Below are 25,827 nucleotides of genomic sequence, written 5' to 3'. Positions count from 1 at the left end.
TAATCAGAGTATGAAAAAGAGGTGTTCTAGAGGGAGATTATCCTTCTAGGACACCTTGAATAAATTAAGCAGCATGCGAGCTTGATGAATTTACTGACTGTCTATGAGCTTTACGAATCTTATTCATGTACCAAATAGCAACAACAAGAGTAATCACACCACCAATGGCAAGTGACAATTCATATGGAAGAGAGAACCCTTCTGGTGCATATAAGAAATAAGTCGAAACAACAGCTGTCATAAATAACGCAGGAATTCCACAAATCCAATGGAATTTACGTGATTCTAATAAGTACATTGCTGCTGTCCAAAGCATGACTGTGGCAACGAGTTGGTTTGTCCCTCCAACGTACCTCCATAAGAATGTATAATCGATCGTTGAAAGCCAAAAGGCTGGAATAGTAACAGGGATCGTAGCTAATAACACCCCTTTTAGCCCACGAACTTTAAAGAATTTCTCAACTAATTCAAATACCATCATACGCGAAGAACGTAGCGCTGTGTCACCTGTTGTAATTGGGAGAATAATAACCCCAAGAATTGCAAGAATTCCACCAAGTGTACCAAGAAGTGTAGTTGAAATTTCATTAACTACTCCAGCAGGCCCACCAGCAGCTAGTGCCTCTTGAAGACCACCAGTACCGCCAAAGAATGTCATACCAGCCGCAGCCCAAATGAGTGCAATGACTCCTTCAGCAACCATTGCTCCGTAAAACACTTTTCTACCATGTGATTCACGTTTGATCGTACGTGCGAGAATCGGACTTTGCGTACTGTGAAATCCAGAGATTGCCCCGCATGAAATAGTAACCATTAATAAAGGCCAAATTGGTAAGTCACCAGGGTGTAAATTAGAAAATGTAAGATTTGGGATGGGGCGATCTGTTAATAGTAACGCAATCCCAATTGAAACAGCCATAAAGATTAAAATGGCACCAAATATAGGGTAAATCCGGCCAATTATGCGATTTACTGGTAACACGGCAGCAACTAGAAAATAAGCAAAAATAAGAACAAGTGCTACTGTAAAAGAAAGTGGTGTAAGACTGGAAATTAATTGTGCAGGACCAGCAGTGAACGCTGCCGCTACAAGAATCATAAGTATAATTGAAACAACGTTAATGATAACGCGCATAGTGTTACCAAGGTAACGACCAACTAAGCTTGGAAATTGTGCTCCATTATGACGTAAAGATAGCATTCCTGAAAAATAATCATGGACTGCTCCAGCAAAAAGACAACCAATAACGATCCAAATGAAAGCAACTGGACCATATAATGCACCAGCCACAGCACCAAAAATAGGACCTAGACCAGCAATATTTAATAATTGAATTAAGCTTGCTTTCCACCATGGCATCGGTGTGTAATCTATTGCATCAGAATTTGTATAAGCAGGTGTTTTGTTTTGATCATTTATACCGAAGATGCGTTCCACAATTTTAGAATAAATAAAATAGCCAATAACAAGAAACGCAATCGCAAAAAGAAAAGTAAACATAATGAATCCTCCAATTATCTGAAAAATCTAAGTATGATACGTATTGTAACTATTTCTTACAAACGAATCAATATATTTTTCTGAAAAAACTTTAAATTCATTAAATTTAAGCGGTTTCACATGCAAAAAGACTAATTTATTACTTTCATAGAGAGGGTTAGCTCGTCTAATATACAAATAAAAAAAGATAAATCCTAGAGCAGGATCATCTTTTTTAAATAATTATTCTTTTGATCGCGCTTTTGTTGGATCACAGTCAGGTGCCTCGAGATGAGCAGATTGAGCTAACTTTTCTAAGTAATAACATTCTTCACGTGCCATATGATCAGCCATTAACTGATCCAGTGTACCTAAAAGCTTATTCGTCATTTCCAATTCTTCTAGTTCCTCTAAAAATGTTTTGAACAAAATTAGCTCAAGTTTAACATTTTCATTAAACCGTTCAAGAGCAGGAAACTGATCAACATTTGCCCGCAAATACCCAGCCATTTCAACTGCTTTAATATAAAACTGCTCAAAACGTTTTGTAAAGGCTTGACTCTGCTCTTGCAGCTGTTTCTCAACTAAATCTAGTGAATCGTTAATGCCACCAGCATGACCTGCTGCATCAAGAAGCCAGACTAAGTGATGGTGGAGCGGATGAGCGATTGGAGGTTCTTGTTGCTCTAATAAGTAAGGGAGAATTCGCAAATACTCATCAACCTCATTTACCATATGATTCAGAAAGGTTGGACTAAGTTCTATCGTTACGTCGCCGACCAAGTGTTCACGAATAATTTCAAGCTTAAAAGCCCTTATTCCGTGTGCTTGCTCATTTGCTTGTTCAGTAAGACGTTGAAGCTGTTCCATTGTAAGGTTTTGACGACTCGTATCAAGGAGTGAATCAAACGTATCAATAAAAGTTATAGCCGTTTGGACAAACTCTGTTTCCATTGGAGACAGAGTATCTCGAATAAATCTAGCATGATCACCTAAAACCTGTAACCAAAATTGATGTTCAAACAATGCGCTATGATAGAAGTTATTCAATGAACGAACCTCCCTTAAGGATAGTAACTCAATCAACAATATGTTGTTACAAAGAGCAATATGAGGCAAATATCAAGACGAATTAAAAACTATCGAATAAAAAAACGATGAGAGCTTATCTCATCGTTATGTTTTAATCTTATTCGTTTACAGCGTCTTTAAGTTGTTTACCTGGCTTGAATGCTGGGTTCTTTGTAGCAGGAATTTCAATTTCTTGTCCAGTTTGAGGGTTACGTCCTTTACGTGCAGAACGCTCACGCACTTCAAAGCTACCAAAGCCAACTAGTTGAACTTTTCCACCTTCAACAAGAGCTGTTGTAATACTGTCGAAAACTGCGTCTACTGCTTTTGACGCATCCTTTTTAGAAAGGTCTGCTTGCTCCGATACTGCATTAATTAAATCTGTTTTGTTCATGAAAAAAACTCCCTTTCATACCATGTTTTGAAAAACACTTCTATCCATGTGGTGAAATGTTCATTCTTCATTTTTTAATAACTGTCCTGTTTCGACAAGCTAAAAATAAAGCCGCAACTTTATTTAATAATGAAACCCTAGTGGTGTCAAGACTTTCAGCGGAAATTAAAGCATATTATACCATTTTTTTCTCATTTTTTGACATGATCCCTTATTTTTTTGATTCTGACCGCGATTTTTGTAAAAAAATAAGAGGTGACTAGTTTGTCTACCTCTTACATTTTCCGAACTGATAATGTTGAAATCATGAATATAGCTAGTACTAATGTTATAATCAAAAAGTAAAATGGAGCAATATAAGGAACTAAAAGTAGCTGAAATGTTAAAATACAACCAGCAGCAGTAATAGGTAGCCCAACAAAGTGCCCTGTGCTTTCGGTAATGTTAAATCGAGCTAGTCTAATTGCACCGCAAGCAATAAAAAAAATTGTAACAAACATACCTGGTAAACCGAAACTAAACAGAATTGCCTGATATAATAGAAATGCTGGGGCTACACCAAATGAGATGATGTCACTTAAAGAGTCTAATTGTTTACCGAATTCTGAGGTACTATTAAAGCGTCTAGCAGCCGCCCCGTCCAAGCGATCAGTAAGTGCGGCAATCGTAATAAAAAGAAGTCCTAACCGTAATTCATTTTGTAAAATAAACATAATAGCAAAAGCACCTAGTCCTAAATTTAAAAGGGTTAAGGCATTGGCAATTTGCCCTTTTAATTTTTTGACGGTATGATCCAATTGATGTAAAAGGAACATGTCATCGACTCCTTATAAATTTATACTAAAACAAATTGAAATTAACGTTCTTAAATAATAATCATACCACATGTTGAAGAGATCGACTAGATAACAAAAAATGTTTCTGCTGTACAAATACTAGGAGGAATTATATTGAAAAAATTGCTTTTTCGTTCATGTATTGAACTTACAAATCACCGTTTGACATCATCCGCCTTGAGAAGTTTCTCAAGATCAAAAATGAGCAAGCCATTAGTGAAACCATTTGCTCGTACGTTTCACTTAAATGATTCGGAAATGAAAAGACCATTAAATGAGTACGTTCATTTACATGACTTGTTTATTCGAGAACTAAAGCCTGGTTCACGACCTATTGATAAACAAACACACAGTCTAATCAGTCCTGTAGATGGAATTATGGCTCAGCATGGTGACCTCAGTAAAGGCACAGTGTTTCACGTTAAAGGACAAGATTATAATATTCAAGAAATGCTTGGATCGGCTCAAGCGGCAGAACCTTATTTCAATGGTCATTATTTTATCTTATACCTTAGTCCGAGTCATTATCACAGAATTCATTGTCCAGTTGATGGAATTATTAAAAGGCAGTGGCAGCTAGGTGGTCGTTCTTATCCTGTTAATTCATTAGGACTGCGCTATGGAAAAAGACCATTGTCTAGAAATTATCGAGTGATTTCAGAACTTGATATAAATGGAAAACATTTAGCGATTGTTAAAGTTGGGGCTATGAATATTAATACGATCGAACTTACTCATAATGAAGAGCGCCTCTACAAAGGGGACGAAATGGCATATTTTTCCTTTGGTTCAACGGTAGTGTTATTGTGTGAGAATGGACTTTTATCGCATACAGATATTGAAGAAAATAGTGAAGTGAGAGTAGGAGAGACGATTGCATTATTAAACCAAAAGGGGACAACCTCTTAAACACTCTTGTATATGGATGAGAAACGCTCTACGGCTTTTTTAACGGAGTTTAAAAATAGTGGTATTAGATATCAAGAAATGACGAGTACAACCGCTCCTATGCTTCTTAGGGGCAATAATGTGAGGCATTCATTAAGAATATAAAAAAAAGGCCCGATTAATTTCGGGCCTTTTTCATTCAATTATTGCGGTTCATTCATTTTCTTTTCATACATCTTCTTTAAATCATCTTGCCCGCTTTTATCCCAAAGTGGAACTCCTGTACGATAAGCGGCTCTAGCTACCATTAAGGCAGCTACTGGAGCAGTTAAGAAAACAAATAAGATAGCTAGCAAGATTTTACCAGCAAATATTCCTTCAATCCAAAGGAAGAACAAGAATGTTGCTATCATAATTGAAATAACACCGAGTGTTGCGCTTTTCGTCGCAGCATGAGTACGACCATACACATCTGGAAAACGAATTAACCCGATCGAACCAAGAAGACTTAGAAAAGCCCCAATTATAACGAAAATACTTAGAATGATCTCAATCGCGGTCAAATACAACACCCCTCTCAATAAACTTAGATAAAGCAATCGTACCAATAAAAGCTAATATACTAATGACAAGAATAACTTCAGAATAAGCGAGTGTCTCTTGTACCATCATCAGTATACCAATAAATCCAATAAGGTTAATGCCAAATGAATCTAATGCAACAATTCGATCGGGCATAGTTGGTCCGATAACTGTTCGTATGAAGCAGACGAATAATGAGATCGACATCGCTGCTAATGCAATCATTAGGATCGTATGAAACATTATTTCGTCACCTCCAAAATCGCACGTTCAAACGTATTATGGATTTGACGAATCATTTCTTCCTTATCAGGTACATGGATTGCATGGATGTAAATATATTTATTGTCATCAGAGAAATCCATTGATAACGTACCTGGTGTAAGAGATATGAGTGATGCTAACAATGTTAACTCCCACTCAGTTTCAAGCTTTGTTGGTACTGCAACGATACCAGGCTTAATATTTAATTTTGGACTAAGCACAATTTTAATAACGTCAATGTTAGCCAAAATAAGCTCTTTAAAGAAAAGCAATGTTAACTTAATGAACGCCCATACTCGTCGGAAATAAAAATCAAATTGTAAAAAGCGTCTTAATACATAAAGAATTAGAATCCCGATCACATATCCAACTAGAAAATCAACGCCAGTATAGCTGTTTTGTAAGAAGGCCCAAATGAGCGCAATGACAATGTTTAATAATATTTGAAAGGCCATAGCAACTACTCCTTTAGAACAGATTCGATATAAATCGATGGGTCTAGGATTTGTTCTGCCACCTGCAATGAATATACAAAGATTGGTTCTGCAGCGAAACCAAGTACAATTGTCAGCGCAACAAGTGGTACGATTGGCAATAACAGTTTGCCAACTTTAATGTTAGCTTGTTCCTCTGTATGCTTTTGCTCTCCCCAGAAAGCATAGATGAAAATCTTCATCATAGAGAAAAGAGTTAAGAGACCAACAGCAAGAGCAACAGCTGCTATTACATAGTTTCCTTCTTCAAAACCAGCTAAAATAATTGGAAACTTACTGAAGAAACCACTTAATGGCGGAATCCCAGCTAATGAGATAGCAGAGATGAAAAACATCCAAGCAAGATAAGGATGGGTTTTAAGTAAACCACCCATTTTCTTAAGATCGGTCGTTCCGGTTATTTTCTGAGTCGCTCCAGCAAATAAGAATAAAGCAGACTTAACAATAATATGGTGAGCAATGTAATAAATTGCTCCGGCAACAGCAAGTGTAGAATAGATTCCAAGCCCCATTACCATGTAACCAACCTGACTAATAATGTGATACGAAAGAATTCGTTTAAAGTCAAATTGAGAAACGGCTCCAAGTACCCCAAAGATCATCGTAAAACCAGCAATCGTTACAATGAGGTAGTGAGTAAAACCAGGATCATGTGTGAATATAAGTGTGAAAGAACGAATAATCGCATAGATCCCAACTTTTGTTAATAGTCCCCCGAATAAAGCAGCGATCGCAGCAGGCGGCCCATAATAGGAGCGCGGGAGCCAAAAGTATAGTGGGAATAATCCCCCTTTCATTGCAAAAACAACGAAGAATAGAACGGCTATTACGTTCAACACACCAGTTTGTTCTATTTCAGCTACTCGCTCAGCTATTTGCGCCAAGTTTAACGTACCTGTTACTGCATAAATGTATGCTACACCAACGATAAATAAAATCGATGCAAAAACGTTAATCGCCACATATTTAAAGGACTCTCGAAGCTGATATTTCGTTCCTCCCATTACGATAAGAATATAAGAAGAAATCAGCATAACCTCAAAGAAAACGAACAAGTTAAATAGGTCACCTGTTAAAAACGCCCCATTTACCCCTGCTAGTAAAAAGAAGTAAAACGGATAGAAGAAAAACTTCTCACGTTCTGATGAGATCGTTTGAAAAGCAAAGAATAAACAAACGACCCCAACAATGCTACATAAGATAACCATCATCGTTGCAAACATATCTGCAACTAAGACGATTCCAAAGGGTGCTTGCCAATTACCAAGTTCTAAAACAGTAATACCATTCTGATAGACAAACACAGCAATATAGATAGATAGGATTAGCATCCCAATCGCTGTGATTCCGCTAATCACGCGCTGGATTGTATGATGCTTCGCAAATAATATTAAAATCGTTCCAATAATAAACGGGATTAGGATTGGTAAAATAATTAAGTTATTCATCAGCAGATCCCCTCAATTGGTCTAAGTCATCTGTCTTATGTTCTTTATATGTTCTATAGGCAAGAACGAGCAAGAAAGATGTGACCCCAAAACTAATTACAATCGCTGTTAGGATTAGAGCTTGCGGTAGCGGATCGGCGTAAGCTTCTGATCCTAAACTTAACAATGGTGGTGTTCCTCTTTGTAATCCTGCCATTGTTAATAGCAACAAATGAGCTCCGTGTGATAATAGGATAAGTCCTAAGACAACACGTAATAAGCTTTTCGTTAAAATCATATATGTTCCGACCATAAAGAGGATCCCAACAACGATGGACATTAAAATTTCCATTATGCATCATCCTCCGCAATCGTTAGAATAATGATTAAGGCAATTGCAACAACGACTAAGTAAATCCCTAGGTCAAATGGCAATGCCGTAGTCAGTTCTGTCTCTCCTAAAATAGGGAGTTGGTAGTATTCAAAAAATTGAGTTAAAAATGGATAGCCAAACAACATACTAGATACGCCTGTTGCAATTGAAATTAACAGTCCGACTGCAATGATCGTTGTATAGTTAAAAGGCAAGGCTTTTTTCATGCTCTTCATATCAAAACCGAGATACATTAAAAGAAGCGCACAAGCTGTCATTAGTCCCCCAATGAAGCCTCCGCCGGGGTTATTATGCCCGGCGAAGAATAAGTACACCGAGAAGGCTAGGATGATGAAGGTGACAACTCTAGTCAAAGTATGAAGCATTAACTCATTCGATTTGATTTGTTTCTTCACACATCTTCCCTCCCTGTCATTCTAAGTTTAATAAGAGTTACAACCCCAAGAGCTGCGATACCAAGTACAAGTACTTCAAGTAAAGTATCAAGTCCCCGGAAGTCAACTAATATAACGTTAACCATGTTATATCCACCAGCTAGCTCTTTTGAATTTTGAATGAAATATTCAGCAATAGATTCAAATCCTGCTTCGTTTCCAAGGGCAGATGCACTAAAAGCAATAGCTGTGACTAGCGCACCAACCGCAATTGAGATAACTAAATTAACAATGTTAAATTTTGGCTTAAACGATTCTTTGCGCAGCTCAGGCAAGTGGTAGAACACAAGCATGAAGAGTACGACTGTGACCGTTTCAACAAGTAATTGTGTTAAAGCTAAGTCTGGTGCACGAAAGACAACAAAGAACAATGCTAATAGAAATCCAATAACACCGACAACGACAATAGCTGTGATCCGATGATTAATAAACGGAATGACAACTGTTGCCCCGATAAATACAATCGATAAGATCCACATAAATGGATCAATACCAGTAATATTGACTGTATCAATGGCAAATGCATCGTAACGATACATTGTATAAGCAAAGAGCAAAATCATAAACACAGACATATAAGCGAAGTAATCACGCAATAATCCTGTCATTTGGATTCTTGTTGCAAATTGAGAACCGCTAATTAACCCACTTAAAGAACGATCATAGAACCAATTGAGTGGATCTCTTTCTTTTAAATAGAAAGCCATCTTAGCCCATTTCTTCATCATTAAAAAGATGACTGTACCAATGACGATGACTCCAATCGTCATAAATAACTCTGCATTAAACCCATGCCAATGATAAATGTTTACGTAGAATCTGTCATCTGGCCCTAGCAAATTAGGTAGGATCGAAGCCATGGCTGGTTCAATCAAGGTGTAAGCTAATAAATTAGGGAATAAGCCGAATATGACAACTAAAGACCCTAATACAATTGGACTGATTAACATTCCAACAGGTGCTTCGTGCACATGTTTTACATCAAGCTTTTCTGGTTGAAACTTACCTGTGAAGGTTTTAAAGAACATAATCATACAATAAACAAACGTAAATACACTCGCAATCCAAGCAAGAATTGGGAAAAGCATACCCCATGTCTGCATATTGAAGATATTAAGTTCTGTTGAGTTCAACACTCCAGTAAAGAACATTTCTTTACTTAAGAAACCGTTAAAAGGTGGTAGGCCAGCCATTGAAGCAAGACCAATAAGAGAAATGGTAAATGTTACTGGCATAATCGTCATTAAACCGCCAAGTTTACGAATGTCCCTCGTACCAGTTTCATGATCAATGATTCCGGCAGTCATGAACAAGCTACCTTTAAACGTAGCATGGTTAATTAGATGGAATACAGCAGCAAGAATCGCTGTTGTATAGATCGTATCTGTTCCATAACCATAGTAAAGAGATGCCGAACCAAGACCAAGTAAACACATAATTAACCCAAGCTGACTAATCGTGGAGAAAGCAAGAATGGATTTAAGGTCTTTTTGACGAACGGCAGATATCGAACCCCAACAAAGCGTTACGATTCCAAATATTGATAAGATCCAGAACCATTCTGCAGCCCCGCCAAAAACAGGAGTAAGACGAGCTACTAAATAGATTCCAGCTTTAACCATTGTAGCTGAGTGTAAGTAGGCACTTACTGGTGTAGGTGCTTCCATAGCATCCGGTAACCAAATATGAAACGGGAATTGTGCAGATTTTGTAAAAGCACCTAGCAAAATCAGGAGCATTGCAGGTAAAAAGAGAGTACTTGTTGTTACTAGATCAACATTAGCAATGATTTCACGAATGCTGAATGTTCCTGTCATGACATACATGAGAGAGAAACCACCAAGCATCGATAATCCACCAAACACAGTAATTAGCATTGATTTTTGGGCACCATAAGTAGATTTCTCACGGTGGAACCAATAACTAATTAATAGGGATGAAGCTAAACTTGTTAATTCCCAGAATACATAGAGAACGATTAAGTTATCAGATAATACAACACCTAACATAGCCCCCATAAACATTAACAAGTAAACATAAAAGTTGTTAAGCTTCTCTGTCTTCTTAGATAAATAATAGATCGAATAAAGAATAACTAGAGTTCCGATCCCTGTTATAAGCAGTAGAAACAGCAAACTTAATCCATCCAGATAAACAGTAAAATTAATCCCAAGAGAAGGAACCCAAGGGACAGTGTGCTCAATAACTTCTCCAGCGGAAGTTATTGGCAAATACTGGATGAAATAAATAAATAAGACGAGCGGGAGTACAAGGACAAACCACCCCGTATGTATTGGTCTTACGTACTTATACAAAAAAGGGATCAAAATGGCTAACAAAAATGGGGAGATTGTAGCCCAATGTAAAACCGTCAATTGACATACCTCCTTCTTTACTTTAAACAGTTATAACTTGTGTAAATCTTTCTTTCATTTACCCTCAAAATTTTCCTGCAAAATACACAACTCTCAAGACTAAATAAAAGTATAACCTACTTTTTAAACACGTGCATCCAAGACGTTCTTAGCATCTACCAAATTTCAAAAACTTATTAAATATGTAGAAATGAGAAAAAATAAAAGAAAAAAATTTTTTTTGTAATGAAAAAATTAAGGGTATCCATGATTAATTTCATTGAAATTGGAAAAAGTATGTATATTTTTTGGAACGGTGCGACAGTCTATAAACAAAAGCAAGCAATTTTGCAAGACGAACGTTAAAGAGTTACCAAAAAATAGGAGTGACAACAATGAACAATAAGCAGAAGGGGTTAGCGGCAGTATGTATTTTTCTTGTCCTATTTTCTGGTGGGTGGTACGCTAATGAATTTAATAATCGTACGATTCATGAGAAGGGGCTTGATGGGCCGAACAATGTGACAATCCAACAACTGCATGATAATGTCGTTCCGACTACATTCCCGTTCCAGCCAAGAGAATATATTCGTATTGGTAATCGTGTACCAGAACGTAGTGAATGAGTTGATAGACTATAAAGGAGGTGTTTTAAAAGGTCTGTTTCTAACCTTTTGAGATCCCTCCAAGCAATGAGCGTAGTCGTACTCACTCATGGTGAGTAGCGACGGATCCATTGCCACCTCTGTTCTGGACTTTGGGACAGGCTTAAAAAAAAGGGCAGCTATCATTGTGATGGCTGCCCTTTGCATTATGAAGATAATTTTATTTTATCAGAGAGGGAACGTTTCGCTATTTCCATACGTATTAATTCAATAAAATCATGGTTCAAGTTTAACTCAATGGCTTTGTAATATGTCTCAATTAATAATTCATCAGAAAGGTTTTGCATTTGTTTCCTGTCAAAATTCGACAGGTTCACCTCCTCCGTTTTTAGTTTGGACAAGTTTATAGGAATAGAATCAGTTTTAAGTGAATAAATTACTAAGTTGTGTTTAATGTGTTTTAATCCTATCACGACTTCAGGAATAGAACAACTGTTCTACTTATCCACACTGCTAGGTGGATAAGTTGTTAGTTTCCTGTTTATTACCAATAAGAAACCCTTATGATATTAAGGGGATAGCGTGTATAAAGTTATCCACAGGTGTTGATTAGTGCTTAGTTTTGTCGAAAAATTTTTTGAAAAGTTGAAAATAATAACAGTTTTTTTAAAACAACGTCTTTTTCTGACCGTTACATTTGAAAAAAAAAATAACAAAAGGTATAGTTAAAGTTTGGTAGACGTGGCATTTACTACGTAAAACAATGTCAACAATCGGCAATTCAACTGTCGGGATGAATGGATCGATTGTCTCTCATAATAGAAGTATGTAGGTTAAAGAAGGATGAAAAAGTAGGAGGATAATATGGAAGAAAGAAATACAATTTGTGCAGGTTGCGGTGTAGCGATCCAAACTGAGTCAAAAGACAGTCTTGGTTATGCACCCGCATCTGCACTAAAAAGAGATGTGATTATTTGTCAACGTTGTTTCCGTCTAACTCATTATAATGAAGTTCAAGATGTTTCACTAACTGATGATGATTTCTTAAAAATATTAAATGGCTTAGGACAAAAGAAAGCATTGATAGTGAAAATTGTTGATATTTTTGACTTTACAGGAAGTTGGCTACCAGGCCTGCACCGATTTGTCGGTGGAAATGATGTATTGTTAGTTGGAAATAAAGTAGACCTTTTGCCAAAATCACTTAATCATAACCGATTAGTAAATTGGATGAAAAAGTCTGCAAAAGATCTTGGTCTAAAGCCAATCGATGTTTTATTGATGAGTGCTGAAAAAGCAATTGGAATAGAGGAGGTTGCTTCTGAGATAGATCGACTGCGTAAGGGGCAGGATGTTTATATTGTTGGCTGTACAAACGTAGGAAAATCAACGTTTATCAACCAAATGATTAAGGCATTTGGCGGGGATACCGAGCAGTTAATTACAACTTCTCACTTTCCTGGAACAACATTAGATATGATTGATATCCCACTTGATGATGGAAAAGCGCTATATGACACTCCGGGAATTATTAATCATCATCAAATGGCTCATTATATAGATAAGCAAGAGCTAAAAGTAATTACGCCGAAAAAGGAAATAAAGCCAATGGTCTTCCAATTAAATGAAGGACAAACATTATTTTTAGGTGGGCTTGGTCGTTTTGACTTTGTTACAGGAGATAGAACATCCTTTACTTGCTATGTTTCAAATGAACTAAAAATTCACAGAACGAAAAGAGAAAAGGCAGAAGAGCTGTATCAAAATCATTTAGGAGAGCTTTTAACGCCTCCTGGCACCAAAAGCAAGGAATCACTCCCTTCACTTGTAAAGCATACATTTCGTATTAAAGATAAAAAGGTTGACATTGTCTTTTCAGGATTAGGATGGGTCACAGTGAACGGAATGAATATAGAAGTAGAAGGATATGCCCCAAAAGGAGTTAATGTGACAATTAGAGAATCAATTATATAAGAGCGCGTTCAAATGTTCAAAAGGGAAAAATTACCCCTTTTTGAACAGACTCTATAATAAAGAGCGTTTTGTTGGGAGGAGTTATAGGTGGGGAAAGTCTTTGGTTTATTAGGTCATCCGGTAGGGCATTCAATGTCTCCGAATATTCATAACGACGCATTTAATCAGATTGGAATTGAAGCAACGTATCATGCTTTTGATGTAGGGCTTGAGTTCGTCAAAGAAGCCGTTCATGGAATAAGAGCTTTGCAAATAGCTGGTTGCAATGTAACTGTTCCGCATAAGGTCGCTGTTATGGAATATTTGGATGAGATTGATGAAGAAGCCCGTCTCATAGGTGCTGTCAACACGATTGTTAATCAAGATGGTAAGTTAATTGGATACAATACAGATGGTCGTGGGTTTGTTCAGTCATTAATAGAGGAACTAAATGAAGACCTGAAAGACAAACGATTATTACTAATTGGCGCAGGTGGTGCTGCAAGGGGTGTGGCTACCGCACTTATGCTGCATGGCATTAGGCATCTAGCCATTACAAATCGAACATTAGAAAAGGCGGATCCGATCGTGCAATTGGCAAAGACGTTGAAGACTCCAGCCAAAGCAGTTGATCGTGCACAAGCAGAAAAGAGTCTAGATGAGTATGATGTCATTATTAATACGACTTCTGTTGGAATGAGTCCAAACGTAGAGGAGGTGCCACTAGACTTAGGAAATTTAAAAAGAGAGGCTGTAGTTTGTGACCTTATTTATAACCCGTTAGAAACAAAGCTATTGAAATTGGCAAAAAAAGAAGGGGCCACAACAATCAATGGTGTAGGAATGTTTGTCAATCAAGCTGCACTTTCATTTGAACACTGGAATGGAGTAACCCCTGATCGAAATCGGATGAGGAAAATAGTATTAGAACAATTAGGAGGAACAACATGTTAACTGGTAAACAAAAAAGGTTTTTACGTTCAAAAGCTCATCATTTAAACCCAATCTTTCAAGTGGGAAAAGGTGGAGTAAATGATAATATGAGTAAACAAATAGAGGATGCTTTAGAAGCGAGAGAACTACTAAAAATTAGCATCTTGCAAAATTGTGAGGAAGAGAAAGATGACGTCGTAGAACGACTTGTTGCAAAAACAGGAGCAGAGCTCGTTCAAGTCATTGGGAACACGATTGTCTTATATAAAGAGTCTAAAGAAAATAAGGAATTAGTTCTCCCTTCTTAAGTAAAGAGCAGGAGAGTGAGATGATGAAAAAAATTGGATTATTTGGAGGAACATTTAATCCTCCTCATTTAGGACACTTGTTATTTGCTCAAGAAGTATTAGTTGAATTTGAATTAGATGAAATTTGGTTTATTCCTGTTAATGTTCCCCCACACAAAGAAAGCGATGATCTTGCTTCAAATCAAGATCGGGTTGATATGCTTGTAGGGGCTACAGATGATCATGAACAATTTTATGTTAATACAATTGAGTTAGAAAGGGAAGGACCATCATACACAATTGACACAATGAGACAGTTGAAACAATTATATCCAACTTATGAGTTTTATTTTTTGATTGGCGGAGATATGATTGAGTATTTGCCTAAATGGGAGAAAGTCGATGAATTATTGGAGTTAGTTACATTTATAGGTGTGAAGCGTCCAGGGTCTTCGGTGGATACAACTAATTATGCCAAGCAGGTCCGTCTTTTGGAAATGGCCCAAGTTGATATTTCATCAACTGCAATTCGCAAGAGGGTTCAAGAAGGAAAACCGATTACGTATATGGTTCCAAATAGTGTGGAAGCATTGGTGAAAGAAAGGGAGCTATATGAACCGAGAACAAGCATTGGCCATCGTCAAACTTCATCTCACTGATCACCGTTATATTCATACACTAGGAGTAGTAGAAACTTCTATTGAACTTGCTAATCGCTTTGGTGCTAATCAGGAAAAAGCGGAGCTCGCTGCTATTTTTCATGATTATGCAAAATTTCGCGATAAAGAAGAAATGAAAAAGGTCATTCAGGAAAAACTAGTAGATAAATCGTTTCTTGATTACGGAGATGAGCTACTACATGCACCATGCGGGGCATATTTTGTGAAAGATGAAGTTGGCATTGACGATAAAGAAATACTAGATGCCATTTACTATCATACAACAGGAAGGCCAGAAATGACTCTTTTAGAAAAAGTCGTTTTCTTAGCTGATTATATTGAACCTGGTCGAAAATTTAAAGGCGTTGACGATGTTCGTGAGATTGCAAAAGTCAGTTTAGATGATGCGATTATTCAAGCGCTTGAAAATACAATTGGTTTTTTAATGAAACGAAGACAACGTGTTTATCCAGATACACTTGCAACATACAATCATTTAATTAAACAAAAAAAGGAGAAGTGATGTTAGTGAACGAAATTTTATCACTTGCAGTAAAGGCGATTGATGATAAAAGAGGAGAAAATATTGTTGCACTAAATATGCAAGGTGTTTCACTGATTGCTGATTATTTTGTCATTTGTCATGGTAATTCAGACAAGCAAGTCCAAGCTATTGCATATGAATTGAAAAAAGTAGTCCAAGAACAAGGAATTGAAATTAAACGACTAGAAGGGTTCGACCAAGCAAGATGGGTTCTTATTGATTTAGGTGATGTCGTTGTGCATGTGTTCCATAAGGATGAACGAGCTTATTACAATTTGGAGAAATTATGGGGAGATGCCCCTGTAGTAGAATTAGAAGGAGTATTAGGTTAATGGAATTGAAGCCTGGTTATAGTGTTAAATTGGAGGTTATCCGAAAAGCGAACTTTGGCTACTTTTTAAGTGACGGAAAATCAGATATTCTACTGCATGAACGTGAAGCGAAGGAAGGTATTGATATAGGAGATCGGGTTGACGTCTTTTTGTATCACGACCACCAAGGACGCTTAGCTGCAACAATGGAAGAGCCTTTGCTAAAAATGGGTGAAGTTAAATGGTTAGAAGCGGTTGAGGTAAAAACAGGCCATGGTGTCTTCTTTCATAACGGCATCTCTAGAGATCTTTTCTTGTCAATGGACGAGCTTCCTTATGATCGTGAACAATGGCCTAGACCGGGAGACAAACTCCCTCTTTCATTGACATGGGACAAGAGAGGTCGCTTAATGGCTAAGCTCGTAAAAGGAGAGCCTGTTGAAAAAACGGCCAACAAAGCTCCGAAAGAAACGATGAACAAAGAAGTAAATGGGTATGTTTATCATTTTCTTGACGAAGGTGCACTGCTATTAACGGATGAACAGTATATTGCTTTTCTTCATAATGACGAAATGAGTGGCACACCAAGATACGGAGAGTATATTACAGCTCGCGTACAATTTGTTCGGGATGATGGTCGAATTAATGTCACCATGAATCCGCTAAGGTCTGAGCAGCAAGAAGAAGATGCGGAGCGTATTTACACATTTTTGCAAGAGAGAGGCGGCTCGATGCCTTATTGGGATAAAACCCCACCAGAAGATATAGAGTTAAGATTTTCAATAAGTAAGGCTAAATTTAAGCGTGCCCTTGGTAAATTAATGAAAGAAAATAAAATTGAACAGCGAGATGGTTGGACGCATATAAAGAAGTCATAAAAGGAGACTATGAGATCGATGAATTATCAAGCGTTTGCTGCTTTGTACGATACGTTAATGGCGGATGCGCCTTATGACAAATGGATCGATTATATGCATAGACAAATACACAAGTCCAACCTCTTGGGGAGTCGTGTTCTTGATGTTGGATGTGGTACGGGGGAACTATTGGTCAGGTTGAATGATTTAGGTGCTGAAGTAGTCGGGGTTGATTTATCAGCTGAAATGCTAGCTATTGCAAAGGAAAAATGCGAGAAAGCTGGCTTTTCCCCCTTATTAATTCAGCAATCAATGACGGACTTAGAAGGCTTAGGGCAGTTTGATGTTGTCACAGTCTTTTGTGATTCCCTCAATTATTTGGAAACCGAGCAGGAAGTTGTCGATACGTTTCAATGTTTGTTTGAGCAAATGAAGGAAGGGGCCCTTCTTTTATTTGATGTCCATTCAGTTTCGAAGATAGAAGAAGGCTTTATTGGACATACGTTTGCTGAAGATGCCGGTGAAATTGCATATATATGGAATTCTTTTGAAGGTGATCACCTATATAGTGTTGAACATGAATTAACGTTTTTTGTACAAAATGAATTAGATTATTATGAACGAATGCTTGAATTACATAAACAGCGAACTTATCCGGTTGACCAATATAAGCAATGGCTAGTAGAAGCTGGGTTTTGTGATATATCTATACAAGCGGATTTTACTAGCGAATATCCTACTAATAAAAGTGAACGAATTTTCTTTTGTGCACGGAAAAATAATAAAGGAATTTAGAAAGAAGTAACGAAATAAGAACCAGGAAGAGCCGATCGGCTCTTCCTGGTTCTTATTTTTTCGTGAAAGATTCAGAAATTAATTCTTGATCTTCATAATATTTCGCATGTGTTTGTTGAAACAGATGATCAAACATCGGTCCAATTTCAGCTTCTAACACTTTTATTCCTTCCCCAGTTATCCCTCCAGGGACACAGACGCGTTCTTGTAACGTCGGTAAGGTGAAATGTCCTTTTTCTAATAACTTACCCATTCCAATCATCATATTTGTAGCAAGAGTTGTCGCATCTTCTTGACTAATGTCTGTTTGTCTAACTGCCCCATCAATAAATTGTTGCATGATATAGCTAAAAAAAGCAGGACCGCAGCTTACGATATCAGAAGATACACGTGTAATATTCTCATCGATAACTAACGGTTCAGAAATTGATGACATTAAGTTAGTCACAAATGTGCGGTCTTCTGGATGACATCTATTTCCAAAACTTAATAGGGAAGGTCCTGTTAAGGCTCGATTCAGAATACTTGGAATTGCACGGGCAACTTTACAACTGACCATTTCTTCTAATTGAACAACTGAAATGGGACTTGTAATAGAGATTAATAACTTGTTTTTATCACATACATGAGTAATTTCGCGTAACACATTTGGCATTTGTAAAGGCTTGGTGCATAAGAAAATGACATCTGACTGCTTTGCTGTTGATATTGCATCAGGTGCAATCTTAAGGTCGGGAAAGCGTTCCTGTATAGCTTGAGCTTTTTCTCTATTTCGATTAGTTATGACAAATTGGTGCGGAGAAATGGCACCAGATTCTATGAATGATTCAAGTAAAATCGTCCCCATACTACCTGTTCCAATTACTCCAATTTTCAAGATAGCCCCTCCTTCATACGATTATCGTTATGACTAAACGTATGAGGTTGAAAGGGATGTTATGACTTCAATTATTTTTCATTTATATAATTTTCGACCATCTCAGGCGTTATAAGCTTTCGAGGTGGGAATTGAAACTGCATGGCAATTTGATTCATTTCTTTGGTGATCTGGTTAATTTCTGTTGTTTGAATTGTTTTTCCTGATTTGGCTAATTCGAGCACACTCTCAATTGCCCGCTCCCTTTGGGCATCTAATGCTAGAAATTGTTTTTGTGCTTCACGGTGTTTCTTTACTTGTTCAGCAATTTGTAAATGTACAGTCATTGAATATCGTCTCCTTACTATTCTTTGTTGTTTTTTTAAACCTATCAAAAATGAAAGGTGTGTTTATATGTTGAAAAAAATAGCTACTTTAAAACAAGCAGGGGCAATAGGTGTATTCATACTAATAGTCAGTTTAGTATTGTTTCTGCATTTTAGCAATCCCAAAGAAGAAGAAGTTGTATTTGATTGGAACGAATACCAAAAGGAATTTACTCAAGGTGAGCTTCTTCCTGTAAGTACAGAGACTAAAACGAGTCTAGTGGTAGATGTAAAAGGTGCGATTAGAAGTCCCGGTGTTTATGAGTTGGAAGGAGGGACACGAATTGTGGATGCAATTGAAATTGCGGGAGGCTTTAGGGATGATGCAGATCAATTAAAGTTAAATCTAGCTCAATTATTACATGATGAGATGCTGATTTATGTACCAATTGAAGGAGAAGGGGGAACTAATGATTTTATATTTCATGGAGTAGGAGAAAGTGATGGGAAAATAAGCATCAATCAAGCTACGGTTACGGATCTTGAACAACTTCCAGGAATAGGGCCCGCTAAAGCTGCTGCAATCATAACTTATCGTGATGAGAATGGTCCATTTAAAGGGGTAGACGATCTATTACAAGTATCTGGGATTGGACCGAAATCGATTGAAAAGCTTCAAGAACACCTTATATTTCGATAAAATCCGATAAGCATTGACGTTGCTGCTTCTTTTTTTTAAACTAACTATATGAAGATTAGGAGGATAAAACGTGCAAAGAATTTCTTGGGATCAATATTTTATGGCACAAAGTCATTTGTTAGCGTTAAGAAGTACTTGTACCCGTCTAATGGTGGGAGCAACAATTGTTAGAGAAAAGCGAATTATTGCGGGTGGATACAATGGCTCTGTTTCTGGTGGTGCTCATTGTATAGATGAAGGTTGTTATGTTGTAGACAACCATTGTATCCGAACGATACACGCAGAGGTAAACGCCCTTCTTCAATGTGCAAAATTCGGTGTTCCGACAGAAGGGTCTGAGATTTACGTGACGCATTTCCCTTGTGTGCATTGCGCTAAAGCAATCATCCAGGCAGGCATCAAAAGTGTCTATTATGCAAAGGATTATAAAAATCATCCTTATGCAGAAGAAATGTTTAAAGAAGCAGGGATTCATGTTGTTCAAGTCGAGTTAGATGAGATAAGCTTGGATCAACACCATCTTGATAAGATGAAATTCACAGCAGACTTGTTAGATAAATTAGATCAAGCGGGTGTTGCAACCAAAGATCTCCAAGTGTTACGTGATCGAGCTAATTCTCTATTTAAACAAAGCTTTTTTAAGGGGTGAGCCAATATTATTCACCTCTTTTCTCTCCTCCCGATCGTTGCTACTCTTGGCCTCTTTTTAGCTCTAAGAGGAGCAAACCTGCCGTATCTTTTCATCCTTACTACCTTCCTCCTTTTTTGCCTATTTCATCGTCAATACTTCAAACTTAAGATACTTCTTTTCACTTTCACTTTTCTTATATATTATTTTATAGGTATATATACTGTTGATCAAAGAGAGACGGTATTTGTAGCTGGTGAACAGACTATTTACGGTGAAGTTCAGACCATTCCTGTTATAGATGGTGATTCATTATCAATGCGGCTTGAGAGTAATAAAAAAGAAGTGATTCAAATTCAAGCATACCTTTATGATGAGTATGAGCAAAAACAACTGAAATCCATTTTAGTCGGTGATTCATGTAAAATCAGTGGTGTTCTTTCACAGCCATTGCCTCCTACGAATTTTGGACAATTTGATTATAAACGTTATTTATACGAGCAAAATATATTTTGGATTTTAAGACCTAATCGAGCAGGCATCCAGTGTATTAGTACGGATCATCAAAGTTATTTTTTGAAGCTACAACGGTGGCGTCAAAATCAACTACGAAAAATTGAACAGAACATTAGCTCTGATTTTAGTGGCATTATGAGTGCCTTAGTTTTTGGTGAAAGAGTAATGATGGAAGGAGAGTTATTAGAAGCTTATCAAAGGTTGGGTGTCGTTCATTTACTCGCTGTTTCAGGTTTGCATGTTGGGATGATTGTAGCTGCTAGCTTCTATATGTTAATTAGAATCGGTGTAACGAGGGAGCGATCAATGGAGGTGCTTCTCTTTATGCTTCCTATCTACAGTGCGATTGCTGGTGCAGCACCTTCTGTTGTCCGAGCAGCACTTATGTCTATGGTTGTTCTATTATTTATGCGCATGAAGTTACGAATTCCGCCACTTTTAGGTATTGTCGTTGTGTATTTAGGTTATGTTTTAATTAATCCGTTTATTATATTTCAGCTAGGGTTTCAGTTATCCTTTTTAGTCTCTTTTGGTCTAATTACTTCGGCGCCTGTTATTCAACGACGTTATAATCAAACAGGTTTCCAGCTAGTGGCAATTACGATTGTTTCTCAACTCATTTCCTTTCCTATTATCCTTCTTCATATGTATGAAATTCCTATTTTGAGTCTTCCGTTGAATGTAATCTATATTCCTTTTATTTCGTTATTTGTCCTTCCATTAACCTTCATATCCTTTCTCATATTCTTTTTTCTGCCAACTAACTATAATGTGTTCCTTTATTTATTAGAAGCAGTGGTCCCTATTGTTCATCAATCTCTTTTGAAAGTTGCAGAATTAAAATGGGCGACTCTTATTGTTGGAAAACCGTCTACGTTAATTATGTTCCTTTTCTATGTCAGTATCATCTATGGATTTGTATGTTGGGAAAAAGGGGGAAAATTGTGGTGGAGAACTCCATTGTTATTCTTAAGCTTGATCCTTTTGTTTCAACTGTTCCTTCCATATACAGATTCAAGAGCAAAAATCACCATGATAGATGTAGGCCAAGGGGACAGTTTTCTTATAGAGCTTCCTTATCGAAAGGCAGTTTACTTAATTGACACTGGTGGGACGATCTCTTTTATGAATGAAGAGTGGAGAAGTCGACGAAGAGCATTTGATGTAGGAGCTAATATTGTTGTGCCAACACTAAAAGCTCAAGGTATTCGAAAAGTCGACCGGTTAATTTTAACACACGGTCATCTTGACCATATAGGTGGTGCGAAAGCTTTAGCTCAGGGTCTTGCAATTAAAGAAGTATTATATAGTAAGGGACCGGTAGAGGGAGGATTTGAGCGTGATCTGTTGACTGTTTTATCGGAAAATGGAGCGACTATTCATTTTGTTAATGAAGGTATGGGCTGGAGTACAGGTGGTTCTTCGTTTTCTGTATTATCACCTGTTGGAACAGAATATGACTTAAATGCAAGGTCTATCGTACTTTTGGCCAATGTGGAGGAGGTATCTATATTATTTACTGGAGATTTGGAAGAGGAAGGCGAAAGGAGACTGGTTAGAGATTACCCTGAACTTCAAGTTGATATTTTGAAAATCGGTCATCATGGAAGCAAGACTTCAACTACAGATCCTTTTCTACAACAATTAAGACCAAAGGCTGCTTTCATTTCAGTTGGGCGCAATAATCGATTTGGTCACCCTCATCCTGATGTCATGAACAGGTTAGAGGAACAAGAGGTTACAATTTGGCGCAGTGACCTAAATGGCGCGGTACAACTGTTAATAAAAAACAAAGAGCTTAACATAAGAACGCCAAAAGGTCAGTAATAAATAGGAAAAAGAGGGGTCTAGCGTATTGGAATAGGTTAAGCACCTTTTCGTAACACCTAGACACCCTCTTTTATCTGTTAGACCATCTTTTTCTTACATACCACTAAATACATCTACAATTGTAGCGATTACGAAAAGGGTTGCAAAGAAACCAAAAGGAATGATAAATCCAACAGCAGAATCAATTGCATCATTACGTTTGCATTGTACTTCTTTTTCAAAATGCATCTGGCATTCCTCCTTATTCAAATTCAAGTATACGGGATGGGCTGAAAAAATGCTAGGTAGATTGTTCGCTAATTTGACAAAATCATGAATGGTTCAATAAATTGTAAAAAACTTTTCAGATAGTTGGTTTGTCTGTAAAGAGTTGTCACCTATACTTTTGGTTTGCATAGGATATTATAAATAGTGCAAGGCGGTCATGGTTATCGTCGTAAGTAAGAGGTCCCGGGTTCTTATTTTACGGCGTTTATCATAAATGGGGGTCTGGCATTTACGGGGCTAGACCCCTTTCTCATTTTTCTTGTCATATGGGCAATCATTGTCTATCCTAAGAGAAGGACGAGCACAATAAACTCCTATAATAATATTCCCAAAAATTATGGGAAATAAGCAAGTGAAAATGAGGAATGAACATGTCATATTTAAAAATAAGAAAAGAAATTCAAAGCGGAAACATAAAACCAGTTTATTTTATGTATGGGACACAAACGTTTTTAATGGAAGACCTCTTGTTTCAAATTGTAAAACATACAGTTGGTGCACAAGATGACCCAAATGTTATAACGTATAGTCTCCAAGATACTCTGCTTGACCTTGCTGTGGAAGAGGCAGAAACGTTTCCTTTTTTTGGTGGGAAAAAGGTCGTAATTGTAAAAGATTTCTCCCTTGTTTCGACTCAAAAGCCTGATACAAAGTTAGAACATGATATACAACGTTTGCAACAATACATAGAGCAGCCTTCGCCGGAAGCGATATTTATTTTATTAGCACCTTATGAAAAGTTAGATGAACGAAAAAAAATTACGAAAGCACTAAAGCAAAAAACAACATTAGTGGAGTGTTTCCCTTTTGATGATCGAATGCTGTCTGAGTGGCTAGATGACCAAGCCTCAGCGAAAGGCTTTCGATTTACATCTGATGGAAAAGACCATTTGCTTGAACGTGTAGGCCCGCAGCTTTTATTACTTGCATCTGAAATGGAAAAGCTGGCCCTGTATGTAGGACAAGAGGGGCAGGTAGATGGGAAGGTTGTCGATCTTCTTGTGGCCCGTTCATTGGAACAAGATGTGTTTGCATTAATCGAGTTTGCAGTGAAACAAAGGTTAGATAAAGCATTATCAATTTATCATGATTTATTAAAGCAAAAAGAAGAACCGTTAAAATTATTGGCTCTAATTGCAAGGCAGTTACGAATATATTATCAAGTAAAGGAAATGAGTCGAAGAAGCTATTCGCAGAAGCAAATAGCGATGCAGTTAAAGCTACATCCATATGTTGTCAAGCTGGCGAGCCAACAAATGAATAAATTTGATGATCAACGTCTCCTTCAATTATTAGAAGCTGCAGCGGATACCGACTATGCAATTAAATCAGGTAAAATGGAGAAAGTTCTTGCGGTCGAACTGTTGTTAATGAAACTAGCAAGTGTTCATGAAAATTAAAAGATGAAAAGAAAAAGCACACGAAGACGATTCGTGTGCTTTTACCATTATGCAGAAAGTCCGTTAAGCTTTTTCGCAAGACGAGACTTTTGACGAGATGCTGCATTTTTATGAATAAGACCTTTGTTAGCTGCTTTATCAAGCTTCTTAGTAGCTTCAGTGAAAGCTGCTTTCGCTACTTCAACGTCACCAGCTTCTACTTTTGCTTCAAAGTTCTTGATAGCAGTACGTAGAGCAGATTTAACTGACATGTTTTGAGCACGACGTTTGTCAGCTGTTTTCACACGTTTGATCGCAGATTTAATGTTTGGCATATCATTCACCTCCTAATACATGTTGTTCAGGTTGATCCCAGTCCATCTATTTATGAACGGTTTCGCTTCTTGTTCAAGGTACGTTGACACAATTCGCATCATTCATACAACAAATTGCATTTTACCAAAAATGACGCATGATTGCAATAGAAGAATGAAAACACGTATGAACGGAGACACTACATTCACGAGAGAGTCTATACTAGGAGTGTGGTCCAAAATGAGTGAAGAATTAAATCTTGACCAATATCAAATACGTACTGATTTAGCGGTCGAAGCGCATCAAATGGTGTTAGAACAAGAAGAAAAGGCTGCTAAAGGAATGCCTCCAAAAGAGGTGAATGGGGTTCAAATAGATGAAGAAACAGTAGATGGTGTTTCAATAACAAGAGTAGTCATTGATGAAGTTGGTGCAAAAAGATTAGGGAAAAAGGCCGGAAATTATTTAACATTCGAAGCTCTGGGGATTCGAAAAAAGGATACGGAATTACAGGAAAAAATGGAACGTGTCTTTGCCAATTCTTTTTCTGCTTTTCTAAAAGATATAGGAATTAAAGAAACTGATAAATGTCTCGTTGTAGGTCTTGGTAATTGGAATGTTACACCAGACGCGTTAGGTCCTATTGCTGTAGAAAATTTATTAGTTACAAGCCATTTGTTTAAATTAGCTCCTGAACAAGTTCAAGATGGATTTCGTTCAGTTAGTGCAATAACACCAGGTGTCATGGGATTAACTGGGATTGAAACGAGCGATGTAATTTATGGTGTAATTGAGAAGACAAAGCCAGATTTTGTAATTGCTATAGACGCATTGGCTTCGCGTTCCATTGAAAGAGTCAATTCCACAATTCAAATTTCGGATACAGGCATTCACCCTGGAAGCGGGGTGGGCAATAAACGTAAAGAACTAAGTAAAGAGGCGCTAGGAATTCCAGTGATTGCAGTCGGTATCCCTACAGTTGTTGACGCGGTATCAATTACGAGTGATACGATTGATTACGTGTTAAAACACTTTGGAAGAGAGATGAAAGAAGGAAATGCACCGTCTCGTTCTCTTGCTCCAGCTGGGATGACATTCGGTGAAAAAAGAAAATTAACAGACGAGGATTTACCAAATGAACAAAAGCGTTCAACAATTATGGGGATGGTCGGAAATTTACCTGAAACAGAAAAGCGTCAATTAATCCAAGAAGTACTTGCGCCGCTTGGTCATAATTTAATGGTGACACCAAAGGAAGTAGATGTATTTATTGATGACATGGCTAATGTTATCGCAGCCGGCTTAAATGCAGCCCTGCATCAAAAAATAAACCAAGAAAATGTTGGAGCATATACACACTAGAGAGAGCTAAGAAAAGGGGTGATTTTCCCCTTTTCTTAGCTCTCGATGCAATGAGAGAAGCCGCCGTAGTGTTTTAAGCTTTTTGA

Annotated in this window: 31 protein-coding genes; 15 read left to right on the top strand and 16 right to left on the bottom strand. The window is 37.4% G+C overall.

The annotated features are described in order from the left end of the window. Positions 1–64: 64 nt before the first annotated feature. The 4 genes from SAY88_RS17510 to pssA form a co-directional block, all read right to left on the bottom strand. The gene (locus SAY88_RS17510) at positions 65–1,501 is read right to left on the bottom strand and encodes a carbon starvation CstA family protein (RefSeq protein WP_332633453.1); all 1,437 of its coding nucleotides are present in this window, start codon (positions 1,499–1,501) and stop codon (positions 65–67) included. A 222-nt stretch (positions 1,502–1,723) separates the two neighbouring features. Beyond that, positions 1,724–2,530 carry a DUF2935 domain-containing protein gene (locus SAY88_RS17505; protein WP_332633452.1) on the bottom strand — a complete coding sequence of 269 codons (807 nt, stop codon included), beginning with the start codon at positions 2,528–2,530 and terminating at the stop codon, positions 1,724–1,726. 139 nt (positions 2,531–2,669) lie between these two features. Further along, the gene (locus tag SAY88_RS17500) at positions 2,670–2,945 is read right to left on the bottom strand and encodes an HU family DNA-binding protein (protein WP_034625140.1); all 276 of its coding nucleotides are present in this window, start codon (positions 2,943–2,945) and stop codon (positions 2,670–2,672) included. Between the two features lie 275 nt (positions 2,946–3,220). Then, a complete protein-coding gene (pssA, locus tag SAY88_RS17495; RefSeq protein ID WP_332633451.1) occupies positions 3,221–3,760 on the bottom strand; it encodes a CDP-diacylglycerol--serine O-phosphatidyltransferase in 540 nt (179 codons plus the stop codon). 135 nt (positions 3,761–3,895) lie between these two features. Between pssA and SAY88_RS17490 the strand changes: the two genes are divergently transcribed. After that, positions 3,896–4,690 (top strand): phosphatidylserine decarboxylase, encoded by a 795-nt coding sequence (locus SAY88_RS17490; protein ID WP_332633450.1) that lies wholly within the window; start codon positions 3,896–3,898, stop codon positions 4,688–4,690. Between the two features lie 182 nt (positions 4,691–4,872). Here the strand turns inward: SAY88_RS17490 and mnhG are convergent, their stop codons facing one another. Genes mnhG through SAY88_RS17455 form a run of 7 tightly spaced genes read right to left on the bottom strand, consistent with a single transcriptional unit; the run spans position 4,873 to position 10,639 of the window. Then, positions 4,873–5,232: a monovalent cation/H(+) antiporter subunit G gene (gene mnhG / locus SAY88_RS17485; protein WP_332633449.1), complete on the bottom strand. Its 360-nt coding sequence runs from the start codon at positions 5,230–5,232 to the stop codon at positions 4,873–4,875. Next, positions 5,219–5,494 carry a Na(+)/H(+) antiporter subunit F1 gene (locus SAY88_RS17480; protein ID WP_250095811.1) on the bottom strand — a complete coding sequence of 92 codons (276 nt, stop codon included), beginning with the start codon at positions 5,492–5,494 and terminating at the stop codon, positions 5,219–5,221. The genes mnhG and SAY88_RS17480 overlap by 14 nt, the downstream gene beginning before the upstream one ends. Beyond that, entirely contained in the window at positions 5,494–5,970 is a 477-nt protein-coding gene (locus SAY88_RS17475; RefSeq protein ID WP_332633446.1) for a Na+/H+ antiporter subunit E, read from the bottom strand. Before SAY88_RS17475 ends, SAY88_RS17480 begins: the two co-directional genes overlap by 1 nt. Before the next feature lie 5 nt (positions 5,971–5,975). Beyond that, positions 5,976–7,457 (bottom strand): Na+/H+ antiporter subunit D, encoded by a 1,482-nt coding sequence (locus SAY88_RS17470; RefSeq protein ID WP_332633444.1) that lies wholly within the window; start codon positions 7,455–7,457, stop codon positions 5,976–5,978. After that, a complete protein-coding gene (locus tag SAY88_RS17465) occupies positions 7,450–7,788 on the bottom strand; it encodes a Na(+)/H(+) antiporter subunit C (RefSeq protein ID WP_332633442.1) in 339 nt (112 codons plus the stop codon). The genes SAY88_RS17470 and SAY88_RS17465 overlap by 8 nt, the downstream gene beginning before the upstream one ends. Beyond that, on the bottom strand, positions 7,788–8,225 hold the full coding sequence (locus tag SAY88_RS17460; protein WP_431308889.1) for a Na(+)/H(+) antiporter subunit B: 438 nt from the start codon (positions 8,223–8,225) through the stop codon (positions 7,788–7,790). The genes SAY88_RS17465 and SAY88_RS17460 overlap by 1 nt, the downstream gene beginning before the upstream one ends. Next, positions 8,222–10,639, bottom strand: a complete 2,418-nt coding sequence (locus SAY88_RS17455) for a Na+/H+ antiporter subunit A (protein WP_332633440.1) — start codon at positions 10,637–10,639, stop codon at positions 8,222–8,224. The genes SAY88_RS17460 and SAY88_RS17455 overlap by 4 nt, the downstream gene beginning before the upstream one ends. A 374-nt stretch (positions 10,640–11,013) precedes the next feature. Here SAY88_RS17455 and SAY88_RS17450 point away from each other — a divergent pair, with 374 nt between their 5' ends. After that, positions 11,014–11,244 carry a hypothetical protein gene (locus SAY88_RS17450; protein WP_332633438.1) on the top strand — a complete coding sequence of 77 codons (231 nt, stop codon included), beginning with the start codon at positions 11,014–11,016 and terminating at the stop codon, positions 11,242–11,244. A 185-nt stretch (positions 11,245–11,429) separates the two neighbouring features. Here SAY88_RS17450 and SAY88_RS17445 read toward each other — a convergent pair whose 3' ends face one another. Further along, on the bottom strand, positions 11,430–11,570 hold the full coding sequence (locus tag SAY88_RS17445; RefSeq protein ID WP_332633436.1) for a sporulation histidine kinase inhibitor Sda: 141 nt from the start codon (positions 11,568–11,570) through the stop codon (positions 11,430–11,432). 517 nt (positions 11,571–12,087) lie between these two features. Between SAY88_RS17445 and yqeH the strand changes: the two genes are divergently transcribed. The 8 genes from yqeH (at position 12,088) to SAY88_RS17405 (ending at position 17,562) form a co-directional block, all read left to right on the top strand. After that, positions 12,088–13,197 carry a ribosome biogenesis GTPase YqeH gene (gene yqeH / locus SAY88_RS17440; protein ID WP_332633435.1) on the top strand — a complete coding sequence of 370 codons (1,110 nt, stop codon included), beginning with the start codon at positions 12,088–12,090 and terminating at the stop codon, positions 13,195–13,197. Between the two features lie 87 nt (positions 13,198–13,284). Then, positions 13,285–14,130 (top strand): shikimate dehydrogenase, encoded by an 846-nt coding sequence (gene aroE / locus SAY88_RS17435; RefSeq protein ID WP_332633433.1) that lies wholly within the window; start codon positions 13,285–13,287, stop codon positions 14,128–14,130. Continuing rightward, positions 14,124–14,417, top strand: a complete 294-nt coding sequence (yhbY, locus tag SAY88_RS17430) for a ribosome assembly RNA-binding protein YhbY (protein WP_332633431.1) — start codon at positions 14,124–14,126, stop codon at positions 14,415–14,417. Before aroE ends, yhbY begins: the two co-directional genes overlap by 7 nt. Positions 14,418–14,440: 23 nt before the next feature. Further along, positions 14,441–15,055, top strand: coding sequence for a nicotinate-nucleotide adenylyltransferase (locus SAY88_RS17425; protein WP_332633478.1), 615 nt, complete (start codon positions 14,441–14,443; stop codon positions 15,053–15,055). Further along, positions 15,009–15,578: a bis(5'-nucleosyl)-tetraphosphatase (symmetrical) YqeK gene (yqeK, locus tag SAY88_RS17420; protein ID WP_332633429.1), complete on the top strand. Its 570-nt coding sequence runs from the start codon at positions 15,009–15,011 to the stop codon at positions 15,576–15,578. The genes SAY88_RS17425 and yqeK overlap by 47 nt, the downstream gene beginning before the upstream one ends. Further along, positions 15,578–15,931: a ribosome silencing factor gene (gene rsfS / locus SAY88_RS17415; RefSeq protein ID WP_332633427.1), complete on the top strand. Its 354-nt coding sequence runs from the start codon at positions 15,578–15,580 to the stop codon at positions 15,929–15,931. The genes yqeK and rsfS overlap by 1 nt, the downstream gene beginning before the upstream one ends. Beyond that, positions 15,931–16,788, top strand: a complete 858-nt coding sequence (locus tag SAY88_RS17410; RefSeq protein ID WP_332633425.1) for a CvfB family protein — start codon at positions 15,931–15,933, stop codon at positions 16,786–16,788. Before rsfS ends, SAY88_RS17410 begins: the two co-directional genes overlap by 1 nt. 18 nt (positions 16,789–16,806) lie before the next feature. After that, positions 16,807–17,562 carry a class I SAM-dependent DNA methyltransferase gene (locus SAY88_RS17405; protein ID WP_332633424.1) on the top strand — a complete coding sequence of 252 codons (756 nt, stop codon included), beginning with the start codon at positions 16,807–16,809 and terminating at the stop codon, positions 17,560–17,562. A 52-nt stretch (positions 17,563–17,614) separates the two neighbouring features. On the opposite strand, the gene comER is transcribed toward SAY88_RS17405, so the two are convergent. Together comER and SAY88_RS17395 are read right to left on the bottom strand one after the other, a co-directional pair. Beyond that, positions 17,615–18,439 carry a late competence protein ComER gene (gene comER / locus SAY88_RS17400; RefSeq protein ID WP_332633422.1) on the bottom strand — a complete coding sequence of 275 codons (825 nt, stop codon included), beginning with the start codon at positions 18,437–18,439 and terminating at the stop codon, positions 17,615–17,617. A gap of 71 nt (positions 18,440–18,510) precedes the next feature. Further along, positions 18,511–18,765 (bottom strand): DUF2533 family protein, encoded by a 255-nt coding sequence (locus SAY88_RS17395; RefSeq protein WP_332633420.1) that lies wholly within the window; start codon positions 18,763–18,765, stop codon positions 18,511–18,513. Positions 18,766–18,832: 67 nt separating this feature from the next. Between SAY88_RS17395 and SAY88_RS17390 the strand changes: the two genes are divergently transcribed. The 3 genes from SAY88_RS17390 to SAY88_RS17380 all read left to right on the top strand — a co-directional run bounded on the left by SAY88_RS17390 (position 18,833) and on the right by SAY88_RS17380 (position 22,415). Then, positions 18,833–19,444 carry a helix-hairpin-helix domain-containing protein gene (locus SAY88_RS17390; protein WP_332633418.1) on the top strand — a complete coding sequence of 204 codons (612 nt, stop codon included), beginning with the start codon at positions 18,833–18,835 and terminating at the stop codon, positions 19,442–19,444. 70 nt (positions 19,445–19,514) lie between these two features. Then, entirely contained in the window at positions 19,515–20,093 is a 579-nt protein-coding gene (locus tag SAY88_RS17385) for a ComE operon protein 2 (protein ID WP_332633416.1), read from the top strand. 6 nt (positions 20,094–20,099) lie between these two features. Continuing rightward, positions 20,100–22,415: a DNA internalization-related competence protein ComEC/Rec2 gene (locus tag SAY88_RS17380; protein ID WP_332633477.1), complete on the top strand. Its 2,316-nt coding sequence runs from the start codon at positions 20,100–20,102 to the stop codon at positions 22,413–22,415. A gap of 96 nt (positions 22,416–22,511) precedes the next feature. Here SAY88_RS17380 and SAY88_RS17375 read toward each other — a convergent pair whose 3' ends face one another. After that, complete coding sequence (locus SAY88_RS17375) at positions 22,512–22,646, bottom strand: YqzM family protein (protein ID WP_250095792.1); 135 nt, start codon at positions 22,644–22,646, stop codon at positions 22,512–22,514. A 410-nt stretch (positions 22,647–23,056) separates the two neighbouring features. Here SAY88_RS17375 and holA point away from each other — a divergent pair, with 410 nt between their 5' ends. After that, complete coding sequence (gene holA / locus SAY88_RS17370; protein ID WP_332633413.1) at positions 23,057–24,085, top strand: DNA polymerase III subunit delta; 1,029 nt, start codon at positions 23,057–23,059, stop codon at positions 24,083–24,085. A gap of 47 nt (positions 24,086–24,132) precedes the next feature. On the opposite strand, the gene rpsT is transcribed toward holA, so the two are convergent. Next, positions 24,133–24,399, bottom strand: coding sequence for a 30S ribosomal protein S20 (gene rpsT / locus SAY88_RS17365; protein WP_034625096.1), 267 nt, complete (start codon positions 24,397–24,399; stop codon positions 24,133–24,135). Positions 24,400–24,619: 220 nt separating this feature from the next. Here rpsT and gpr point away from each other — a divergent pair, with 220 nt between their 5' ends. Then, on the top strand, positions 24,620–25,741 hold the full coding sequence (gpr, locus tag SAY88_RS17360) for a GPR endopeptidase (protein ID WP_332633410.1): 1,122 nt from the start codon (positions 24,620–24,622) through the stop codon (positions 25,739–25,741). Positions 25,742–25,827 lie beyond the last annotated feature (86 nt).

The sequence above is a fragment of the Halalkalibacter flavus genome, from assembly GCF_036663575.1.
Taxonomy (GTDB): Bacteria; Bacillota; Bacilli; order Bacillales; family Bacillaceae_D; genus Halalkalibacter; species Halalkalibacter flavus.
The sequence above is the reverse complement of the archived record's forward strand: the minus strand, read 5'-3'. Positions and strand labels throughout refer to the sequence as shown.

Excerpts from the sequence above, each read along its gene's own strand:
- SAY88_RS17500 (WP_034625140.1), bottom strand. The coding sequence starts at position 2,945 with ATGAACAAAACAGATTTAATTAATGCAGTATCGGAGCAAGCAGACCTT.
- SAY88_RS17470 (WP_332633444.1), bottom strand. The coding sequence starts at position 7,457 with ATGAATAACTTAATTATTTTACCAATCCTAATCCCGTTTATTATTGGA.
- pssA (WP_332633451.1), bottom strand. The coding sequence starts at position 3,760 with ATGTTCCTTTTACATCAATTGGATCATACCGTCAAAAAATTAAAAGGG.
- SAY88_RS17410 (WP_332633425.1), top strand. The coding sequence starts at position 15,931 with ATGGAATTGAAGCCTGGTTATAGTGTTAAATTGGAGGTTATCCGAAAA.
- SAY88_RS17480 (WP_250095811.1), bottom strand. The coding sequence starts at position 5,494 with ATGTTTCATACGATCCTAATGATTGCATTAGCAGCGATGTCGATCTCA.
- SAY88_RS17465 (WP_332633442.1), bottom strand. The coding sequence starts at position 7,788 with ATGGAAATTTTAATGTCCATCGTTGTTGGGATCCTCTTTATGGTCGGA.
- SAY88_RS17445 (WP_332633436.1), bottom strand. The coding sequence starts at position 11,570 with ATGCAAAACCTTTCTGATGAATTATTAATTGAGACATATTACAAAGCC.
- SAY88_RS17450 (WP_332633438.1), top strand. The coding sequence starts at position 11,014 with ATGAACAATAAGCAGAAGGGGTTAGCGGCAGTATGTATTTTTCTTGTC.
- SAY88_RS17375 (WP_250095792.1), bottom strand. The coding sequence starts at position 22,646 with ATGCATTTTGAAAAAGAAGTACAATGCAAACGTAATGATGCAATTGAT.
- SAY88_RS17390 (WP_332633418.1), top strand. The coding sequence starts at position 18,833 with ATGTTGAAAAAAATAGCTACTTTAAAACAAGCAGGGGCAATAGGTGTA.
- rsfS (WP_332633427.1), top strand. The coding sequence starts at position 15,578 with ATGTTAGTGAACGAAATTTTATCACTTGCAGTAAAGGCGATTGATGAT.
- yqeK (WP_332633429.1), top strand. The coding sequence starts at position 15,009 with ATGAACCGAGAACAAGCATTGGCCATCGTCAAACTTCATCTCACTGAT.
- yhbY (WP_332633431.1), top strand. The coding sequence starts at position 14,124 with ATGTTAACTGGTAAACAAAAAAGGTTTTTACGTTCAAAAGCTCATCAT.
- SAY88_RS17425 (WP_332633478.1), top strand. The coding sequence starts at position 14,441 with ATGAAAAAAATTGGATTATTTGGAGGAACATTTAATCCTCCTCATTTA.
- SAY88_RS17510 (WP_332633453.1), bottom strand. The coding sequence starts at position 1,501 with ATGTTTACTTTTCTTTTTGCGATTGCGTTTCTTGTTATTGGCTATTTT.
- holA (WP_332633413.1), top strand. The coding sequence starts at position 23,057 with ATGTCATATTTAAAAATAAGAAAAGAAATTCAAAGCGGAAACATAAAA.
- rpsT (WP_034625096.1), bottom strand. The coding sequence starts at position 24,399 with ATGCCAAACATTAAATCTGCGATCAAACGTGTGAAAACAGCTGACAAA.
- SAY88_RS17395 (WP_332633420.1), bottom strand. The coding sequence starts at position 18,765 with ATGACTGTACATTTACAAATTGCTGAACAAGTAAAGAAACACCGTGAA.
- SAY88_RS17475 (WP_332633446.1), bottom strand. The coding sequence starts at position 5,970 with ATGGCCTTTCAAATATTATTAAACATTGTCATTGCGCTCATTTGGGCC.
- yqeH (WP_332633435.1), top strand. The coding sequence starts at position 12,088 with ATGGAAGAAAGAAATACAATTTGTGCAGGTTGCGGTGTAGCGATCCAA.
- SAY88_RS17405 (WP_332633424.1), top strand. The coding sequence starts at position 16,807 with ATGAATTATCAAGCGTTTGCTGCTTTGTACGATACGTTAATGGCGGAT.
- gpr (WP_332633410.1), top strand. The coding sequence starts at position 24,620 with ATGAGTGAAGAATTAAATCTTGACCAATATCAAATACGTACTGATTTA.